The sequence below is a fragment of the Treponema sp. R8-4-B8 genome, from assembly GCF_054786175.1.
Genome location: NZ_BDHE01000484.1, coordinates 1 through 18651 on the forward strand (window position 1 = coordinate 1; position 18651 = coordinate 18651).

Below are 18651 nucleotides of genomic sequence, written 5' to 3' on the forward strand. Positions count from 1 at the left end.
TTCGCGAAATCATACCAATCGGGTTCTTGAAAAAGCAACGGGCGCAGAAGTTCTTCCGCCGCGTCAAGTTTTCCTTTTACCATTAAATATAAGGCTTTATAAACATCAACCCATTTCTCATTAATTTGAAGCTGATCAATGCGGTTAAGAAGAATCAACGCCTCGTCATAACCGCGCTGGAAAAAGAAAAGACGGCATGCCCATTGGTAAAGGTCTCTGTTTTTTTCATGGCGTTCCAAAAGAAGCCATGCTTGGGCTATTTGAAAGCCCGGATTCTGTCCCTGTATAAGACGCTTGCAAGTTTCAAGGTCAATGTACGGATAATCATTGGGAGAAAAGTTTTTATCGCTCCTTAATAGCGCAAGCGCCTTCGCGTTGTCAAAAAGGCGGCTGTAACGGATAATGCCAAATTGACGGCTGTCTGATACGGACGATTCAATATTTACAAGCTGTTCCAAATAACCAGCCGCCAAATCGCCGTCCTCTGAAGTTACGGCAAGGTTGTAAAGGCTCAGTTCATTTTGAATATTCGCCAGTATCAGCCAGATTGACATTGCGTTTTGCGGAAAACCGGCAAGGTACAGCGCGTCAGCCTGGCGGAGCATCGCGTCGTTGGTGTTTAATAGGGCGAACAGTTCCGCGCTCCGCAGAAGATCCCCAAAATCGTAATTGTACTCCGCCGCGAAACGTATTGTCGGTAATGAAGGCTCACTGTTCAACAGCGTCTGTATATCGGAGGCAGCGCCGTGGTAATCGGCGCGAAGAACTTTTAAAATTGCCAAATTAACGGCTACTGATTCAGTTCCGTCGGCGAATAGATTTTCAGGTAACAAATGGGCTTTTCGCGGGGAATTAAAGTCTCCAAGCAGCACATGTAAAGAAAGACGCAGTTCGTTATAAGAGGGGTCTGTTATAAACGGCAGCCAGTCGCGGAGTTGGCTGTCAATTTCCCTTGTGACGGCGGAATTTTTTATAAGAGCGGCGGCGGCGACCGCGATAACAGGCTCCGATTTGGGATATGCTTTTAGCGCTTTATTTATGGAAGAGCGGTAAATTTCTTCCGACGGCTGGTGATTTTTTGCAAGAATCCTCCGCCGTTTAAGGATAGAAAGCCACGATTCAACGCTTATTGCCTTTTTTTCCAACTTGTCAAGTTCGCGGTGAAGGCGGTCATACTCTCTTTGAGTCCCGAAAAATTCGCTTGCCATTACGTCATAATCGCGCAGAATGCTTAAAAAGCTGTCCTGCTTGCGGCTTCCTTTCCATTCGCTTCTTTCGTTGAAATAAAGAAAAATTAACGCGCCTAACGCTATAATTAAAAGTATCAGGCCCGCAAGCAGAGTTACGCGCAAATGTTTATGATAGCCGCGCGTTTCGCTCATGATAATTTCTCAGGCGGGGAATTTTCCCCAAGCGTTATGCGAATACTGTCAAGGACGCCGTTTACAAATTTGTAGGAGTCGTCCGAGCCGTATTCCAGGCAAATGCCGATAGCTTCGTCTATGACAATGGAAGGGGATATGTCTTTTTGAAACATCAACGTATACACCGACATCCGTAATATAGCGAGGTCAACGCGGTTTAAGCGCGTTATATCCCAATTTTGCAAATGTTTTTTTATCGTCTCGTCAATAATTTTTATATTTTCAATAGAGCCCGCGATTAACATTCTTGAAAAAACGGCTGTTCCTTCATCAAGGGATTTTAATTTTTTTTCATCAAGCCACGCGAAAGCCATAAGCTCTTCCGTAGGGACTCTGTTGGATTCCCATGAATAAAGGGCTTGAAACGCTAAAATACGGCTCTTCCGCCTGGATGCCATTTTTCTACCAATTTATATTGTTTTCGTATATTTGGAATGTTTTACCCGCTCTTAATTCCTTTACTAATTCTTCGCTTGCCTGTTTTAACGCCGCCTGCTGTCTTTGACTTAACAAACCTTGCCCTATATAATCCCTAACCGTTATTCTTGTTCCAAATTGTAAAATGTCAGTCAGCTCAAGCTGTTTTCCAGCGTAATTTTCAGTCACCTTAATAATCTGATAAGCGTCTTTGCCCTCGATTAATCTGGACACTTGCCCTTGTTTTAAGTTGAAAGCGATATCCATAAAGTTTTGCCCTAAAAGGTTTCTGGCCTCCTGATTTCTTGGAAGATAACCCGCGTCTCCCGCCTGATAGCCTGAGTTTGGGGTAACGCTCCTCTGGGCGACTTCGTCAAACTTTGCCGGATCATTGTTTATTTCTTTTAAAAGAGAGTCCGCGAGATTTTTTGCTTTTGTTCTGGACGCGGCGTCAGCGCCGTATGCGATTTGTATCACTGTGCAACGGATTGTTTCAGGGCGCACAAGTTCGTTTTTCATAAGGGTATATTCGGATAAAATTTCTTCATCAGTCGGAATTTTAACGCCGTTAATTATATCTCCCTTTTTCGCCATGAGGTACTTTTGAACGATAAATTGTTTGCGAAGCTGTTCCCTGAAAGCTTGCACGTCAAGACCGCTTTCTTTTTTAATAGCCTGCGCGAATTCCGCTTCCGTAGGCTGGCGGCCAAGCTGTTGGGCAAGGGCGCTTCGCAACTGCTGCATTTGCTGGTTTATTTCGTTTTCCGTAACTACTATTCTGTCACGCTCGGCGGCTTGTAAAACCAGCCTTTCATTGATTATTACATCCAAAACCTGAAGCCGTTCGGCTTTGCTTAATGTCTTACCTGAGGCTTTTTCCATCCGTTCCACTTCCGTACGGAGCTGTCCAACGGTAATAGCCTCGGTTTTTGTCAAATTTATAGTTGCCGCTGGCTGTAAAGCCGACTGAGAAAAAGCCGGTATTGCTATAAAAATCGCCAATAATAAAAATAAAATCTGTTTCATAAGTTGTCCTTATAAGTTAATATAACACATATATAAACAAATAGTAAATAATAAGGTTATAGGGGAATAAAAAAAACCGTTGATTTTTTAAGTTCTTACGATAGAAGATGTCTAAAAAGTAAGAAAATAACCACGGAGTACACGGAGGAAGAGAAGATTTTCGTACCAAAACTCCGTGAAACTCCGTGTCCTCCGTGGTTTAAAATTCTTCTTGGATATCTCCTTTACAGTAAAACAGCCCTAATCCGGCGTATTCCAGCGGAAGAAGATTGCTCTTTTTGTATCTTAAACGTGCCAAGAACGCCTATTTTTTCCACATGGGGGCCGCCGCAGACTTCTTTGGAAAAATATTCCGATACTGAGTTGCCGATAGTGTAGACTTTTACCTGCGATTCGTATTTTTCTCCAAAAAGGGCAATAGCTCCCCTCGCTTTTGCCTCTTCAAGAGCCATTGTCTCCATAAAAACAGTCAGGTCTTTCTTTATCTGCTCGTTTACAATGTCTTCCACTTTTTTAATTTCTTCGGCAGTCATAGGCGCGTCATGGGCAAAATCGAACCTAAGGCGCTCAGCGGTGATATTACTCCCTTTCTGGGCGACATGATCCCCCAGGATTGACCTTAGCGCCTTGTGCAAAAGGTGGGTGGCGGTGTGGTACTTTACCGCCATCTCGCCCTGATCTCCCAAGCCGCCCTTAAAAGCCTGCCCGCTTTGGGATCGGGAAAGTTCCTGATGTTTTTTAAAAGCCTCGTCAAATTCATCGCGATTTACGGTCATTCCGTGTTCTGCGGCAAGTTCTTCAGTAAGTTCGATTGGAAAGCCATAAGTGTCATATAGTTTGAAAGCCAGCCGCCCCGACATGATTTTTCGCGGATCTTTGAGCAAATTGGGAAGGATTTTTTCAAACTCATGTTCGCCCTTCTGCAAGGTTTCCATGAATTTTTCTTCTTCTTTATTAAGCTCATTTTTAATGAATGATCTGTTTTCTTCAAGCTCCGGGTATGACCCCTTAAATTGTTCTACGACAACTTCCGCGATATTCCAAAGGCTTATTCCAGAGGAGGTTAATTTTCTCCCATGCCTAACCGCTCGGCGTATAAGCCGTCGCAGAACATAACCGGCTCCCACATTGGAGGGGCTTACCGCTTTTGGATCGCCTAAAATAAAAGTCGCCGAGCGCGCGTGATCGGCGACTATCCGTATTGAACGATCAATATCAATATTGGCGCCGCTTGAATATTTACTGCCGGACGCTTTTTCAATCGCAGAGATGATAGGCTCAAAAATTACAGTGTCGTAAACGCTTGCCTTTCCGTTAAGGACTGTAACTGTTCTTTCAATGCCCATGCCCGTATCAACGCACTTTCTGGCAAGCGGTTCATAAGCGCCGCCGGAATTTTTGTTGTACTGCATAAAAACGTCGTTCCAGATTTCCAGCCATTTTTTACAGGAGCATCCCGGCTTGCAATCGGGATTGCAAGGAGAGTCTCCAATATAATAGAACATTTCGGTATCCGGGCCGCACGGCCCTGTAGTTCCCGCCGGTCCCCACCAGTTATCTTCCCTGGGCAAATAGGCAATCCGGTTTTCGGGAATGCCCAATTTCTTCCAAATAGCCGCCGATTCATCGTCCTTAGGAACTTCCCCTTCGCCCTTAAAAACAGTCACCCCCAATTTTTCAATCGGTATATTAAGCCACTGCGGGGAAGTTAAAAATTCAAAACTCATTTTAATCGCTTCTTCTTTAAAGTAGTCTCCCAAAGACCAGTTGCCCAACATTTCAAAAAATGTCAGGTGGCTCGCGTCTCCCACACAGTCAATATCCCCCGTGCGTACGCACTTCTGAAAATCCACAAGCCTCTTGCCCGCCGGGTGTTCCTGCCCCAAAAGATACGGAACAAGCGGATGCATTCCCGCCGTAGTAAAAAGCACCGTAGGGTCATTTTCCGGCAAAAGCGACTTGCCCTGTATTTGGGCGTGTCCTTTGGAAACGAAAAAATTGATATACTTGGAACGTAATTCATCGGCTGTCATGAAGGCAGTTTAGCATGAAATAACATTATTGTAAACTTTCTTTATCGTTTTTTGAGTTCTCTTTTATTAAATTAAGATTCATTTCTTTTCAAAAAAGATTTGATATGTAGAAATGCTGAATAGTACGCGCGAGAAGCGCCGGCATTATACGCCCCTAATTTCATGCACATTTCAGCCACCTTTTTATTTTCGGTGACTTTGTCTGAAAAAGACATATTAGTGTAATATCAAGTTACTTAAGTGTATGTATATATCAATCTGCGAAAAAGCTGACAGAAAGCCGTAAATTTTACAACTTCTTTTATTATATTTATTTGCAGTATTTTATTAAAAATGGAATAGTATTTATGTAATGGGATGTCCAAGACGTAAGAATAAAACCACGGAGTTTATGTCCGAAAATCCGTCTTTCTCCGTGGTTAAATCCCCGCTCGCCCTGTCCCTAATCTTTATCTGAGAAATCTTACCAAATTATGTAACTTTTCATGCTGTTTATTGGTTTATTTGTTTTGGACGTTACAAAATACAAAAAACGTTCAAAAAAGGGGTAAATAAAATTGACAACATTGTTTTTTTGCGATATATTAACTAGTGGTGAAGTGTAATATTAACACTCGCCATTGAATTTGTAATATGATTCATATTGGGAGGTATGATAACAATATCTAACAATATAGGAAATCATATTTTATTAAGTTTCTTTTCGGTTTTATTTTAAAACCGGCAGAAAAATCGGATATTTTGTCCGGTTATATAAATTTTAACAGGAGAGAAAAAATGAAAAAGATTCTCGCAAAGTTTTTAGTCTTAACGGTAATGTTAATGGTTCTTGCGTCCAGTTGCGCAGTATTCGTCGATAACAGCAATAAGGATGACAATGGCAATGGCACGGATGTACCAGAAAAGTACAAGGATTTCTACAATTATCCCGATGGAAGAAAGAATCCAGCCGGAACATTGCAAATTAGGAATTCTATCAATTCACCGGTATTGTTGTTTACAAGTGATGTAAGCGGAGCCAATTATATTGGTACTGTGGGCAGTTTGGATTCAATCAAGGTAACTCTGCCGGAACAGAAATTCTATACAATCGTGGCGGTAGACAAGAAAACATGGGAAGAAAAAGGTGACCAAGCCGAACGCTACAGTGATCTAACCTATTTTTCCAGAACACAGCCTTATTCCATGGCTGTAAGCCCATCCAGTTTGGGCGGCGGAGGTAAATGGATTATAAACAACAATACCAACTATTGGGTTTCTTTTAAGGAAGCGAATCAGTCAGGGGAAATATTCGCGGTAGCGGCACCTAACGCCAAGCGCGTATTGATTCCGGTACAAATAGGTGCAACCTACGATTTTGTTCCTCATTTTTACAGGGAATTGAAATATCAAGGTAATGTTATTGCTTTGGCTGAAAGTGACGTTATAAGCGAGGCGGATACGGTTATCATTCGTTCTACTACTCCTAATCTTACATTTACAACCGACATAGGCGAGCAAAAAATTCCCAGTTCGAAAATAAAGCCGACGGTCTTTTTTACAAATAACAGCGGAAAAACAGTCAGGGTATATAACGGCGGTGTACAGCTTTCAAACGGAGCGGAAGCGGCAGATGATTTTGCCCTTATGAACGGGGATTACAGTTTATTCTCCGGGTTAGTAGAGAATGCTAACGTAAATAATATAAACTTTAGATCCATTGCATGGACTTCGCCAAAATATGTTACTCAAAGTTTGTTAATGGAAAATAATAAAGTATATAAAATTACAATAGGTAATGAAGCTTCTAATTTTGCGACAACAGTAACTGAAGAAGATGCTGAAACTTTTTACGCTAATTAACAATTTCACCTTCCCGGTATAACCGGGAAGGTTTTTTAAAGGTTTAAGAGACTGTCCAAAAAAACTTTTGGTCAGCCTCTTCGATAAAAGCGCCGCTTGCGCAGTTTAGAGAGGTTAGACTTATGAAACGTATAACAAGCTTTACGCTCTGTTTTTTTGTGTTATTTACGTTGTTTTTTGTCTCTTGCGAAGATCCTGATCCCGATCCCAATAATCCTATTGATATCAGCAAATGGTTTACTGATGATCCAGCCACTTCGCCTGACGGCGGCACGTATGTAAAATTTAACAACAATAATAACGCCTTTGCAGTAAGTTTATACAGTGACAGCGCAAGATATGTAGAAATTGTGGAAGTTCCTGCCGGAAGCCAGTCCGACCCGATTCCGTTCGCTCCAAATACAAGCGGCGCACAATTTTATCCGACTTATCAAATAGAACTTGAAGATTTATCACTTCCTTATGAAGGGGCTGGTTTTATTTCAAGAGTAGATCAGAATAAAATCACTACATTAACTGTTCCTTCCCTTAAAGATATAAGTGATAAAAACCCGGACACGCAACTGACAAGTAACGCGTATATAAAAATTCAAAACAACGGCACTTCATCATTAACATTAAGGAAGGGCAATTCTGAAGTGTTTTTGGAAGGGATTGATTCGACAATATTAAACGGCGGAGAAACCGGATTGTATAAAATCACGCCGGGGACTGTTTCAGGTTATTCGCTCAGAAAAAATACAGTTGATCCTGTGGATTTTCCCTCGAGTGTAACGGAATTTAGCGCCGCCCGCGTATACATTTTTAATTTTAACGGCAGCGCGCTTACGTTACTGTCGCAAACCGCGTTAACTCTTGGAGAAGCCGGAAAAGTAGCCGTACCCAACGGTGGAAACAACAACGGCGGAAACAACGGCGACGGTACGGAATCATCTCCGATACAGTTAAATAGCAATACATGGGTTAACGGCGAAATTACCTCGGATAAAAGAAATGTCTGGTATTCAATCAATGTAATCAACGGGACATATTATTATATATGGTGGAATGACTCTGATAGCGGCAATTCTACAAAAACAGCGGATGTCGTAGTTTCAGCTTATTACAGCAATGGTACAAGGATATTTGAAGCGGTTGATTCAGGATATTCGACATCTCAGTCTTTCAGGGCAAGTTCAAGCGGTGTGGTAAAAATCAAAGTAAACGGGTATACGTTCAATAATGGAAGTTCCTCGACCGGCACTTTTGGAATAGCGTATAATTCCACTGGCACAAGACCGACTGTTCCGGTAACATATACTGTTTCATTTAACAGCAATAACGGCACCGGTACGATTCCGTCTTCAACCGGTGCTTCTGGCACTATCATAACGCTGCCAAGCGGGAACGGACTTATCAGAAGCGGTTTTATTTTTAGCGGATGGAATACCAATTCATCCGGCACAGGAACCAATTACGCCGCCGGTTCTTCCTACACCATTAGCAACAGTAATGTAACTCTGTACGCAAAATGGATTACCCAAGTAACTGTTACATTTGATCTCAATGGCGGCAGCGGGACGGTTCCCACTTCGCAAACTGTAAATTCAGGCTTTAATATACAGATACCTGACGGGAGCGGGCTTACCAGAGACGGTTATGCTTTCAGCGGATGGAATACCAGTTCAGCCGGCACAGGAACCAATTACGTCGCTGGCGCTAGTAGTTACGCTCCCAGCAGTAATGTTACTCTGTACGCGAAATGGAATCCCGAATATACCGTATACTTTGACGTTAATGACGGTAAAGGTACTGTTCTTCCCCCGCAAAAAGCATATTCCGGCGACAGTATAAATCTTCCATCGGTAACTGAACCCAGATACGGCTTCACTTTTGACGGTTGGAATACCAATTCGGCCGGCACGGGAACTAATTACCCCGGCGCTACATACACTGTAACCGCTAATATAACTCTGTACGCAAGATGGTCAACAAGTTATTCAACCTCAAACGCGTTATTATTAACAGCAAACGAATGGCTTGACGGTAATATTCTTACGGGTAATACTCATTACAAAATTAATGTTATTTCAGGGACTATCTATAATATCTGGTTGAATGAGAGTAGTAACAGTAATGGCAAAACCGCGAATATTAGTGTTGCTAATGCCATTTACACCAATGAAAATAATGATGATATAGCTAATGTTTCTGGTTTTAGTGTAGAAACCGCGTGGGGAACACCGAAATCGTTCACAGCCGATAGAGATGGGATTGTAAGATTGAGGGTAATCTATAGTACCGCCGGTACATACGCCATTGCGTATAATACGACTGGCACCAGGCCGGATGTTCCTGTTATTGTTAAATTTGACGTTAACGGCACTAATTCGGAGCCTGTTACAGGAGGAACGCCGTCTGAACGAATCGCGAATTCCGGTTCCGAAATAACGCTTCCATCCGGGGATGGATTTTTCAGAAACGGTTATGAATTTGGCGGTTGGATTACCAGTGCATCCAGCACAGGAGACCCTTACGCCGCCGGTTCTTACTATACAGTTAGCAGTACCAGTACCATAACTCTTTACGCGAAATGGAATAAAGTCTATACCGTAACATTTAACATTAATGGCGGCAGCGGGACGGTTCCCCCTTCGCAAACCGTAAATTCAGGTACTATTATACAGATGCCTGACGGGAGCGGGCTTTCCAAAGACGGTTATGAATTTGGCGGTTGGAATACCAGTTCAGCCGGTTCAGGAACTAATTATTCCGTCGGTTATTCCTATACAGTTAGCAGTACCAGTACCAGTCCCATAACTTTTTACGCGAAATGGAATCAAGTCTTTACCGTAACATTTAACATTAATGGCGGCAGCGGAAATATACCGACGCAATCTCCTCAAGCTTCCGGTTCCAGGATAACATTGCCAAGCGGAAGCGGGCTTTCAAAAAGCGGATATACTTTCGGTGGTTGGAGTACCAGTTCTGCCGGTGCCGGTACAGGTACTGATAATTACGCCGCCGGAGCTACCTATACCATTAGCGGTAATGTAACTCTGTACGCGTTATGGTATACAAGTTCAACTCAGGCAAATCCAATACCATTAACTAAACAAGTATGGACTGACGGCAATATTAACACCGCTAATTCTATTTCCGTATGGTACTCGTTTGAAGTTACAAACGGTTATACCTACTATATCTGGTGGAATGACAGTAAAAACGGAAATTCTACCAAAACAACGGATGTTGAAGTTTCCGCTTATTACGGCAATGGTTCAATGATCTTTGAAGATAAGGATTCAGGATATACGACACCACAGTCTTTTAAAGCGGATTCAACCGGTACGGTAAAATTGAAGGTGGCTACATATAGCGGCAGCGGTACTTTTGCTGTTGTATTTACCGAAAGCACCAGCGTCAGGCCTTAATTGGGATAGGAGGGAAAAATGAAAGTTAGAACAATACATATTGGAATACCGTTATTAGCTCTTATATTTGGATTAATATTGACAAGCTGTATAATTGACGATTATGGCGGACAGAAATATACGCTATGGAGCGGCACAACTTCATACTCTGTATTTTCTGAAGTGATCGACGACCTAAGTGACGGATATTTTTTTAATGAAGAGCTTACAGACGCCGAGTTCACTCAGATTTCAAAACACCTGTCAAATAAGAATAAACATTCATGGACTGAATATCAAATTCAAGATTATTTAGCGGAGCGGGGTTTTGGTTATGATCAAGCCGATCAGGAAACTTCAACGTTTCTCAATTACAGACATGGTTTCATCGCGGTCAGAAGCGGATCAACAGTACATATAATTATTAGATAAGGAAGGTTAACCGCAGGATTTCACACAAAGGTACAAAGAACACAAAGTGGATCAAAAGTGTCCGAAGGTTATGCGTGAGCTTCACGATAAGATAACGGACAAAAAATCCCCTTTCCCTCTTTGTGTTCTTCTCTTACTTAGTGTTCTTAGTGTGAACTCTTAACCAATAAATTCTATAATGCCGAAACTCTATGAAACAAAGGAAACTCCCCAAAAAGCGTTTTTAGTCAGTATAATAACCGGCAACTCAAACGACAACGCCATGTTTCGCGAGCTTGAAGGATTGGCGAAAACTCTGGATATTGAAATTGCCGCGCATGAAAAAATTCGCGTCCGCGAAAAAACCGCGAAATTTGGCATGGGCAGCGGAAAAGCTGAGGAATTGTCAAAAAAAGCAAAAGAAATGAACGCGGATATGCTGGTTTTTGATTGGAATCCAAGCCCGTCACAGCAGAGGAATTGGGAAGAGCTGTCAGAACTTCCAGTTGTTGACAGGCAGGAATTAATCATCCGTATTTTCGCGCAAAGGGCGATTACAAGAGAAGCGGAATTGCAAGTAAGGCTTGCCGAACTTACCTATTTCTTGCCGCGATTAACGCACAAGTATATCGATCTTTCACGCCAGCGCGGAGGCCGTTACGGGACAAAAGGTACAGGGGAGACAAAACTTGAAACTGACCGCAGAAAAATAGAAAAACAAATTAATCTGCTTGAAAAAGAAATTGATAAGATACGCAACCAAAGAAAGACCCAAAGAGGGCAGAGAGAACGCAACAACATGCCGGTATGCGCGATTGTAGGCTATACCAACGCCGGAAAGTCAAGCCTGTTAAACGCCCTAACGGGAGCGGACGTGCTGGCGCAAGACAAGTTATTTTGCACCCTAGACGCCGTTACGCGCCGTTTCCAAATTGCTCCCGATGTTACTGTTCTTCTTACGGATACTGTAGGTTTTATCCGTTCCCTTCCCCATTCGCTGATAAAAGCCTTTCACTCAACATTGGAAGAAGCGGCCTTAGCGGATATCCTGATACACATATTGGACGCCTCAGAGCCTGATATCGAAGGCAATTATGAAACAACAATAAATGTTTTAAGAGATTTAACTGCCATGAAAGGCTTAAGCGCAAACGAACTTAAACACGCCAAGAAGACTGATTCACAGGTAGAAAAACCGCCCATTGATATTCCGATGATTACCGTTCTAAATAAGATTGACCGTCTGACAAAAACTGATGTGGAAGAATTGCAAAGCCGTTTTAAGGACAGCGTCGCGGTCTCAGTAAAAAACGGCATTGGCTTGGATACGCTAAAAAATAAAATCGCGGAATTAATTTAAATTTTTACAAGAAGATTTCACACAAAGATCACTAAGGGGATTGAGGGATTGGAGATGAGTCTTACACTGGATGAGACAGGGGACAGGGAGGGAAGAATTTTTAACCACGGAGTACACGGAGGAAGTCCAAAGATTTTCGACAATACTCTCATCCCCCCTTTGTGCTCTTTGTCTCTTCGTGATCTTAGTGTGAGTTCTTGCGAAAAAAATCTTTACTTCGCCTTTGACACAAATTTATTGTCTTTAATAAAAAACCTTAATTCCAATTCTTTTCCCACCGACAAACCGATACGCGTAGCGCTGGCTATTTCATAATTTTTCTTATTATTAAAAACATATAACGGTCCGTCAATTAAAGACAAATTATTGTGCTTTTTTGTAATGCCAAACGCCTGCGTCAGTTTTCCCGGACCGTTACATAAATTCTCTATCTTTTTAGTCTTGCGTCTTTTTTGCATAACAGGAATACCCTCGACAGGCTCAAGAGCGCGAAGAAGCACGGCCTCGCCTTCGCCTGTTTTGCCGCTTACGATGTTAAGGCAGTGGTACATTCCGTAAATTAAGTAGACATAGGTATTTCCGGCAGGACCAAACATCGGCGCGTTACGGGAGGTTTTGCCTTTGCTCGCGTGGCAGCCGGGATCATCCTTGAAAAGGTACGCCTCAGTCTCGACGATCATCCCTTTTAAATCGCCAAAAACAAGATATTTGCCAAGAAGCGCTTTCGCAAGATTGACGGTAGGCTGGTTAAAAAATTTCTTTCCAAGCGGCATGAAAGACATTGTACAATATGATAAAATAAAACCATAGAGGGGAAAATGGCGGTAAATCTGCGTGAAAGACTCAAAAGAATACAGGAAATTAGAAAATTTGAATCTCATATTGACTCTCCGCCTGATGTTCCGCTTAGTGGTTTACCTGATGAATACTGTTTAAAACTGATAAATCTTGGCTGGAAACAGTGCGGTTATAAAACATTAAAAAGAGAAATTAACGCGTCTTCGCCATTTAAAAAGAACTCCACGCTTCCGCCAGCTTTGGCCGTTCTTGTCCCAGATTTGGCAAGCAGGGCATTGCCAAAAACAGAGGATTTTCTATTTTTTGACTTGGAAACGTCGGGGCTATACGGCGGATCGGCGGGGACAATGGCGTTTCTTGCCGCTTTTGGAAAGCCGCTTTCAGACGGAAAAATGCGCGTAACGCAGTATCTGCTCTTGGACTATCCGGGTGAGAATGATTTTTTGCAAAATGTAAATGCGGAATTGAACAAGGAAAACGCGGTAATCGTAACATATAACGGAAAATGTTTTGATTCGCAGATAATAAAAGCAAGGTGTCTTATAAACAGAATAAAGCCGCCTGAATATTTGCACGTTGATCTGCTTCATCCCGCAAGGCGGCTTTGGAAAAATATTATTCAGGACTGCTCTCAAAAATCGGTAGAAATTAATATCCTTAGTTTTGACCGTACAAATGACATTCCCGGCTCCCTTGCTCCTGAAATCTGGTTTGAGTTTCTTAAAACAGGCGAAACAGGCCGTTTAATGGGTATTTGCGATCATAATCTGTCCGACATAAAAGGGCTTGCCTCAATCTTAACGTCAATAATTTTAATAGCCGAAGATCCTTTTAACGCAAAACATAATTATGATGCAGGAAGGCTCGCCCTTTACTGGCGCATTTTTAGCAGGCGTTATGAATACGCGGCTTTACAGGAAACAGGCGCCAAACTTTTACGCTTTGCCGCTGATATTCAATGCCCGCCAAACATAAAAGCCGCAATACTAAACGCTCTGGCTATTGACTGCGAAAGAAAACAAAAAAACCCCGCCCTAGCGATGGAGTATGTTAAAAAAGCCTTGCTATTACCGGAAATCAGCGAAAACTGGCGCAAAGAATTTGAACGCAGAAAAGAACGATTGGAAAAAAGAATTTTTGGATAAGAATTCACACAAAGAACACTAAGGAAGAGAAGATCACAAAGAAGAGTCAGGGTTTTTTGTCCGCTATCCTAGCGTGAAGCTCATGTATAGCCTTCGGACAAAAACCCCTGATACCCCTTTGTGATCTTTGTACCTTTGTGATCTTGGTGTGAAATCTTTTCGAATAATTTAATCATTTACCCCTTTGATACGTTTCATCTGCCCTCGGTAGAAAGCGGAAGAGCCGCCGCGTTTGTCTATTTCCGCCTGCATTTTTTGGCGGACCGCTTGCGCGAATTCGCGTATTGAATCCGCCGTTATTTCGCCTCTTTCATCGCGTTTTACGTAACGGGAAGGGTATTCGGGATCAAGTATAATTAACGTCTCATTTGGAAGGGTACTGCCCCAAAAAGACCAGGGGCGGAACAGGCCTTCGGAAAAGACTGTAACCATAGGTATTACCGGAATATCTAATTCAGACGCGATTCTGAATGCGCCTGTTTTAAATTCTTTAATATTTTGATTGTATAAAAAACATTCGCCTTCAGGATAAAAATGAATAAATCTTCGGTGTTTAAACGCCTTATCGCAAACTTCTACAATTTTGCGGTAACCTGTAATGCCGCGCGGTATTGGAACCCCGCCCAAAAGGCGCGTAAATGTTCCTAAAAACGGAGATTCAACGGTAGATTCAAGCAGGGTATGAAATAACAAGCGCGGAAATGTGAGCAATCCTATTTTTACGGGATCTAAAAAAGTGGTATGGTTTGAAACTGTAATCGCCTTGCGGATACCGTAAACTTTAAAACGGTTTTTATATTTGGTAAAAAACATAAGATGATTAATCGACATGGCAATTGGAGCAATTAAAAGACACGTCAATACTGAGGCGATTCTGAATATTAAAGACGAATCAATTACTGGTCGTCCATGTTTATACGGCATCAGGTTACCTTGCGATCCTTCCAGATGAATCCCCTGCCGGAAATTGTTCTAAACCATGACCATGCCGCCATATAAACTAAATTTAAATAAAATAAAGGCCAAAAAAAACCATACCACCAGTTTAGTCTTAAGCCCAGGAACATAAATAACCATGTTAAGGTATAGAGAATGTTTACAAATAAAATGTGTAATGTCCACTGGCTATTGGTAATAATGTTTCCGATAAGAAGGGGCATTGGAAAAAATAAAAAGAAAACAACGCAAATTAAACACAAAAAAATAACTATCGTATGCTTGCCAAGAAAATTAAAGGTGTTTTTTCCGATGCCCTCTATGGCGCTGTGATGACTGTCATACATTCTGCAAAAAACATATTCGGAAATATTTAAGAAACTTGTTGAGTATCCTTTTTTCTTGACAATTCGCGACATATAAATATCTTCGATTGTTTTTTTCTTGAATGTCTCACATCTTCCTATCGCTTTAAATACGTCATTCCTGATTACTATAAATTGCCCAATCGCCGCCGAAAAGAAACTTAACTTTGTAAAACGGTTTAAAAAAAGCGGAATAACAAAACCTATTAAAAAAAACATTAAAGGGACGGTTATAATTTCTCCGAATGTGACAAAAATCTGCCCTATATAACCTGAGATCATGTCGGTTTTTAAATAATCCATGTTTGTAACAGCCCATGAAATGCTCGCGGGACTGTGAATTGTATCGGCGTCGGTAAAGACAAGTATGTCGCCCTTCGCGTGATATGAAAGCTGTTGAAGGGCGAAAGGTTTGCCAAACCAGTCATCGGGAAGAGGTTTTCCCGAAAACACTTTTACTTTTGAATTTTCCGCCGCGATACGGTCAAGAATTATTTTTGTATCATCTGTGGAATTGTCGTCTAAAACAAGAATCTCGTAATTTGTATAGTGCTGTTTAATAAGAGAATTAAGGCATTTTTCAATGTTTTTTTCCTCGTTTCTAGCGGGGATTAAAACTGAAACAAACGGGCCGTCAAAAATTTCAGGTCCGCGGGTAAATCTCCACATTTCATAATGATTCGCGAGGGATAAAATAAAAAAATAAGCGGCTAATAAAACAAGCGCGTTATAGTAATAAGGGCTGATAAGCGCGGATAAAGTGTTTAACATTTTGTTCCTTCCATTATAATGTTTTTGACAGTAAAATTTGCGCGAATTTATTTGTCGGATAAACTTCCAAACATTTTAAAAGCCAGGGTTTTGCCAGTGAATATTTTTTTTGCTGCACATACGCGTACCCGATGGCTATACATACGTTAAAGAGGTCATCCTTATCACAATTGCACTCCTGCGGAATAACAGTCATCATTTCTATTCCTTTTTTGTAATCGTAAAGGGGCCAGGGGGGATAAACCCATCTGGAAGCCAGCATTATTCTTGCAGCGGCGTTTTTGGGGTCTATTTCAAGAGCTTTCTTTGAATATTTTTCAACATTTAAGCCGTTAGCCATAACGTAAGACGTGGAATTAACGGCGCATGATTGAGATATGTTTTCAGCTAACATCTGGTACGCTTCGGCGCTTATCTGTATTTCCAGAGCCTTTTCCGCCCATTTAATCCCTTCGGCGTAGTAAGAAGCGGCCTTGTCTTTTTTTTCTTCATATTGATACGCCCTACCCATCATATATTCGCAACGGGAAAGCATTACATACAATGGCGAGCCTGAAAGATAAATTTTCGCTTTTTCAGACGTGTTTTTATATAATGGAAAAATCTCATCGGCGGTCAATTTTTGTCCGTAAATAGCGTCTCTCAAAGGCAAATACCACTGAGGCAAGGGTTCTGAGGATATATCAGCCGCCGAAACAAGCAGGATAAAAACAAATGCAAACATAATTTAAATATACCTATTTTTAAACTTTTTTCAATATTATAAATGAATTTTTATAAATTTGAAGATATTGAGTATTATTTTTATTTAAGTTATTGTATTATCGTAAATAAAATGTATGACTTTAAACAATCATGGAAAATAAAAGTAACGTCGGCTATTAACGCCGTATTAAATGACGCGGGTATTAATGAAATTATAAAACCAGATCAAGTTATAGCGGAAGATCCGCCAAATCCCGAATTAGGGGACATTGGTTTCCCAATGTTCAGTTTTTCAAAAATACTGCGAAAAGGGCCGCCGCAAATAGCGCAAATGGCGGCTGAAAAACTCGCGAAACTCCTTATTGAAGAAAAATCCGCCGCGAAGGTACAGGCGCAAGGGCCATATTTGAATGTAAAAATGGACCGCGCTGTTACGGCAAAGACAATTCTTGTGCAGGTTACTGACGGTTATAAAAATGATTTTTCGTTTGGAAGACCCGGGAACTTGGCGGGAAAAAGGGTAATGGTTGAGTTTTCAAGCCCGAATACGAACAAACCGCTTCATCTGGGACATTTGCGAAATGATGTGTTAGGTGAAAGCATTTCGCGCATTTTAGCGGCATGCGGGGCGCAAGTGCGTAAAGTTTGCATTATAAACGACAGGGGTATTCACATTTGCAAGTCAATGCTCGCATATAAAGAACATGGGCAGGGTAAAACGCCCGAAAGCGAGGGTGTAAAAAGCGACCGCTTTGTAGGCGATTGGTATGTGTGTTTCAACAAGGAGTTAAAAAAAGAAACTGAAGAATTGATAAAGGCGGGCGTTGATAAAGACGCGGCGGAAGCGCAAACCAAGTCGATGAAAAAGGCTCAAGGATTATTGCGTGACTGGGAAGCGGGAGACGGCGAAACCGTTGAACTTTGGAAAAAGATGAACGGTTGGGCGATTGAGGGAATGAAAAAAACTTATAAAAGAACCGGCGTATCATTTGACAAATACTATTTTGAAAGCGAAACCTATATGCTTGGCAAGGATGAAGTTTTAAAAGGTCTGGAAAAAGGCATTTTTTTCCGTCAGGAAGACGGTTCTGTCGCCGTCGATCTTAGCGAAGAAAAACTCGATAAAAAGATACTTTTGCGCGGAGACGGCACTTCGATTTACATTACGCAGGATTTTGGAACGGCGATTAACCGTCATAAAGACTGGCCTTTTGACAAGATGATCTATGTAGTCGGCTGTGAACAGCAGTACCACTTTAAAGTTCTTTTTATTTTACTGGAAAAATTAGGCTACTCATGGGCAAAAAACCTTCATCATCTTTCCTACGGTATGGTTAATCTTCCCGAAGGAAAAATGAAAAGCCGTGAAGGTACCGTAGTTGACGCCGACGATTTAATTGACTCCCTGCGAGACATGGCGTTATCTGAAATACGAGAAAAGGGCAGGGAAGAGGACGTGGGAGACCCTAAGGAAGTGGCGGAAAAAATCGCCCTAGGCGCGCTGCATTATTTTCTGCTCCAGCCAAGCCCCGTTAAAGATATGCTTTTTGATCCAAAAGAGTCGCTTTCATTTACAGGGAATACAGGTCCTTATTTGCAGTACATGGGGGCGCGGATATCTTCGATGTTGCGTAAAAATGAGCGATTAGCAATGTGCAATGAGCAATTAGCAATGAGTAATGATCAGGATGGGTTTTCTCTGTTGGTGTCTGATCCTGAGTGGGAGCTTGTTAAGACATTGGCGGAGTATCCGGCTAAGATAAGAGAGTCGGCTGAAGAGCTTGATCCTTCCCATTTGGCGGGATTTCTTTATGACCTTTCCAAGTCATTCAGCCGTTTTTATCATGAGTGTCCAATTCTTAACTGCGAAGATCCCGCACTCTCAAAAGCAAGGCTTGAATTGAGCCGCGCCGTGATGATGGTGTTAAAGGACGCGTTTCATTTAGTTTGCATACCGTTTCTGGAAGTTATGTGACAGGCAGGAAAAGTATTTTTCGCATAGAATCTCACGCAAAGAACGCAAAGA

Annotated in this window: 14 protein-coding genes; 6 read left to right on the forward strand and 8 right to left on the reverse strand. The window is 41.8% G+C overall.

Annotation, left to right across the window (positions count from 1 at the left end; translation table 11 throughout):
- From ACYVRA_RS11160 to ACYVRA_RS11175, 4 genes are all read right to left on the reverse strand, one after another.
- Nucleotides 1–1382: hypothetical protein (locus ACYVRA_RS11160; protein WP_461252782.1), on the reverse strand; the 1382-nt coding region annotated here is incomplete at its 3' end.
- On the reverse strand, nucleotides 1379–1822 hold the full coding sequence (nusB, locus tag ACYVRA_RS11165; protein ID WP_461252783.1) for a transcription antitermination factor NusB: 444 nt from the start codon (nucleotides 1820–1822) through the stop codon (nucleotides 1379–1381). The genes nusB and ACYVRA_RS11160, both read right to left, overlap by 4 nt.
- Before the next feature lie 4 nt (nucleotides 1823–1826).
- On the reverse strand, nucleotides 1827–2867 hold the full coding sequence (locus ACYVRA_RS11170) for a peptidylprolyl isomerase (RefSeq protein ID WP_461252784.1): 1041 nt from the start codon (nucleotides 2865–2867) through the stop codon (nucleotides 1827–1829).
- A 224-nt stretch (nucleotides 2868–3091) separates the two neighbouring features.
- A complete protein-coding gene (locus ACYVRA_RS11175) occupies nucleotides 3092–4900 on the reverse strand; it encodes an alanine--tRNA ligase (RefSeq protein WP_461252785.1) in 1809 nt (602 codons plus the stop codon).
- Between the two features lie 777 nt (nucleotides 4901–5677).
- Here ACYVRA_RS11175 and ACYVRA_RS11180 point away from each other — a divergent pair.
- The 4 genes from ACYVRA_RS11180 (at nucleotide 5678) to hflX (ending at nucleotide 11905) form a co-directional block, all read left to right on the forward strand.
- Nucleotides 5678–6742, forward strand: a complete 1065-nt coding sequence (locus ACYVRA_RS11180) for a hypothetical protein (RefSeq protein WP_461252786.1) — start codon at nucleotides 5678–5680, stop codon at nucleotides 6740–6742.
- Nucleotides 6743–6864: 122 nt separating this feature from the next.
- Nucleotides 6865–10155, forward strand: coding sequence for an InlB B-repeat-containing protein (locus ACYVRA_RS11185; RefSeq protein WP_461252787.1), 3291 nt, complete (start codon nucleotides 6865–6867; stop codon nucleotides 10153–10155).
- An 18-nt stretch (nucleotides 10156–10173) separates the two neighbouring features.
- Complete coding sequence (locus tag ACYVRA_RS11190) at nucleotides 10174–10566, forward strand: hypothetical protein (RefSeq protein ID WP_461252788.1); 393 nt, start codon at nucleotides 10174–10176, stop codon at nucleotides 10564–10566.
- Nucleotides 10567–10744: 178 nt separating this feature from the next.
- The gene (gene hflX / locus ACYVRA_RS11195) at nucleotides 10745–11905 is read left to right on the forward strand and encodes a GTPase HflX (RefSeq protein WP_461252789.1); all 1161 of its coding nucleotides are present in this window, start codon (nucleotides 10745–10747) and stop codon (nucleotides 11903–11905) included.
- Nucleotides 11906–12117: 212 nt separating this feature from the next.
- Here the strand turns inward: hflX and ACYVRA_RS11200 are convergent, their stop codons facing one another.
- On the reverse strand, nucleotides 12118–12678 hold the full coding sequence (locus ACYVRA_RS11200; protein ID WP_461252790.1) for a DNA-3-methyladenine glycosylase: 561 nt from the start codon (nucleotides 12676–12678) through the stop codon (nucleotides 12118–12120).
- A 45-nt stretch (nucleotides 12679–12723) separates the two neighbouring features.
- On the opposite strand from ACYVRA_RS11200, the gene ACYVRA_RS11205 reads away from it, so the two are divergent.
- Complete coding sequence (locus ACYVRA_RS11205) at nucleotides 12724–13848, forward strand: ribonuclease H-like domain-containing protein (protein ID WP_461252791.1); 1125 nt, start codon at nucleotides 12724–12726, stop codon at nucleotides 13846–13848.
- A gap of 168 nt (nucleotides 13849–14016) precedes the next feature.
- Here the strand turns inward: ACYVRA_RS11205 and ACYVRA_RS11210 are convergent, their stop codons facing one another.
- The 3 genes from ACYVRA_RS11210 to ACYVRA_RS11220 are packed head-to-tail and all read right to left on the reverse strand — an operon-like array spanning nucleotide 14017 to nucleotide 16644.
- A complete protein-coding gene (locus tag ACYVRA_RS11210) occupies nucleotides 14017–14772 on the reverse strand; it encodes a lysophospholipid acyltransferase family protein (RefSeq protein ID WP_461252792.1) in 756 nt (251 codons plus the stop codon).
- Nucleotides 14772–15920: a glycosyltransferase family 2 protein gene (locus ACYVRA_RS11215; RefSeq protein WP_461252793.1), complete on the reverse strand. Its 1149-nt coding sequence runs from the start codon at nucleotides 15918–15920 to the stop codon at nucleotides 14772–14774. Before ACYVRA_RS11215 ends, ACYVRA_RS11210 begins: the two co-directional genes overlap by 1 nt.
- A gap of 13 nt (nucleotides 15921–15933) precedes the next feature.
- Complete coding sequence (locus ACYVRA_RS11220; RefSeq protein WP_461252794.1) at nucleotides 15934–16644, reverse strand: tetratricopeptide repeat protein; 711 nt, start codon at nucleotides 16642–16644, stop codon at nucleotides 15934–15936.
- A 111-nt stretch (nucleotides 16645–16755) separates the two neighbouring features.
- On the opposite strand from ACYVRA_RS11220, the gene argS reads away from it, so the two are divergent.
- Entirely contained in the window at nucleotides 16756–18600 is a 1845-nt protein-coding gene (gene argS, locus ACYVRA_RS11225; RefSeq protein ID WP_461252979.1) for an arginine--tRNA ligase, read from the forward strand.
- The last annotated feature ends 51 nt before the right edge of the window (nucleotides 18601–18651 follow it).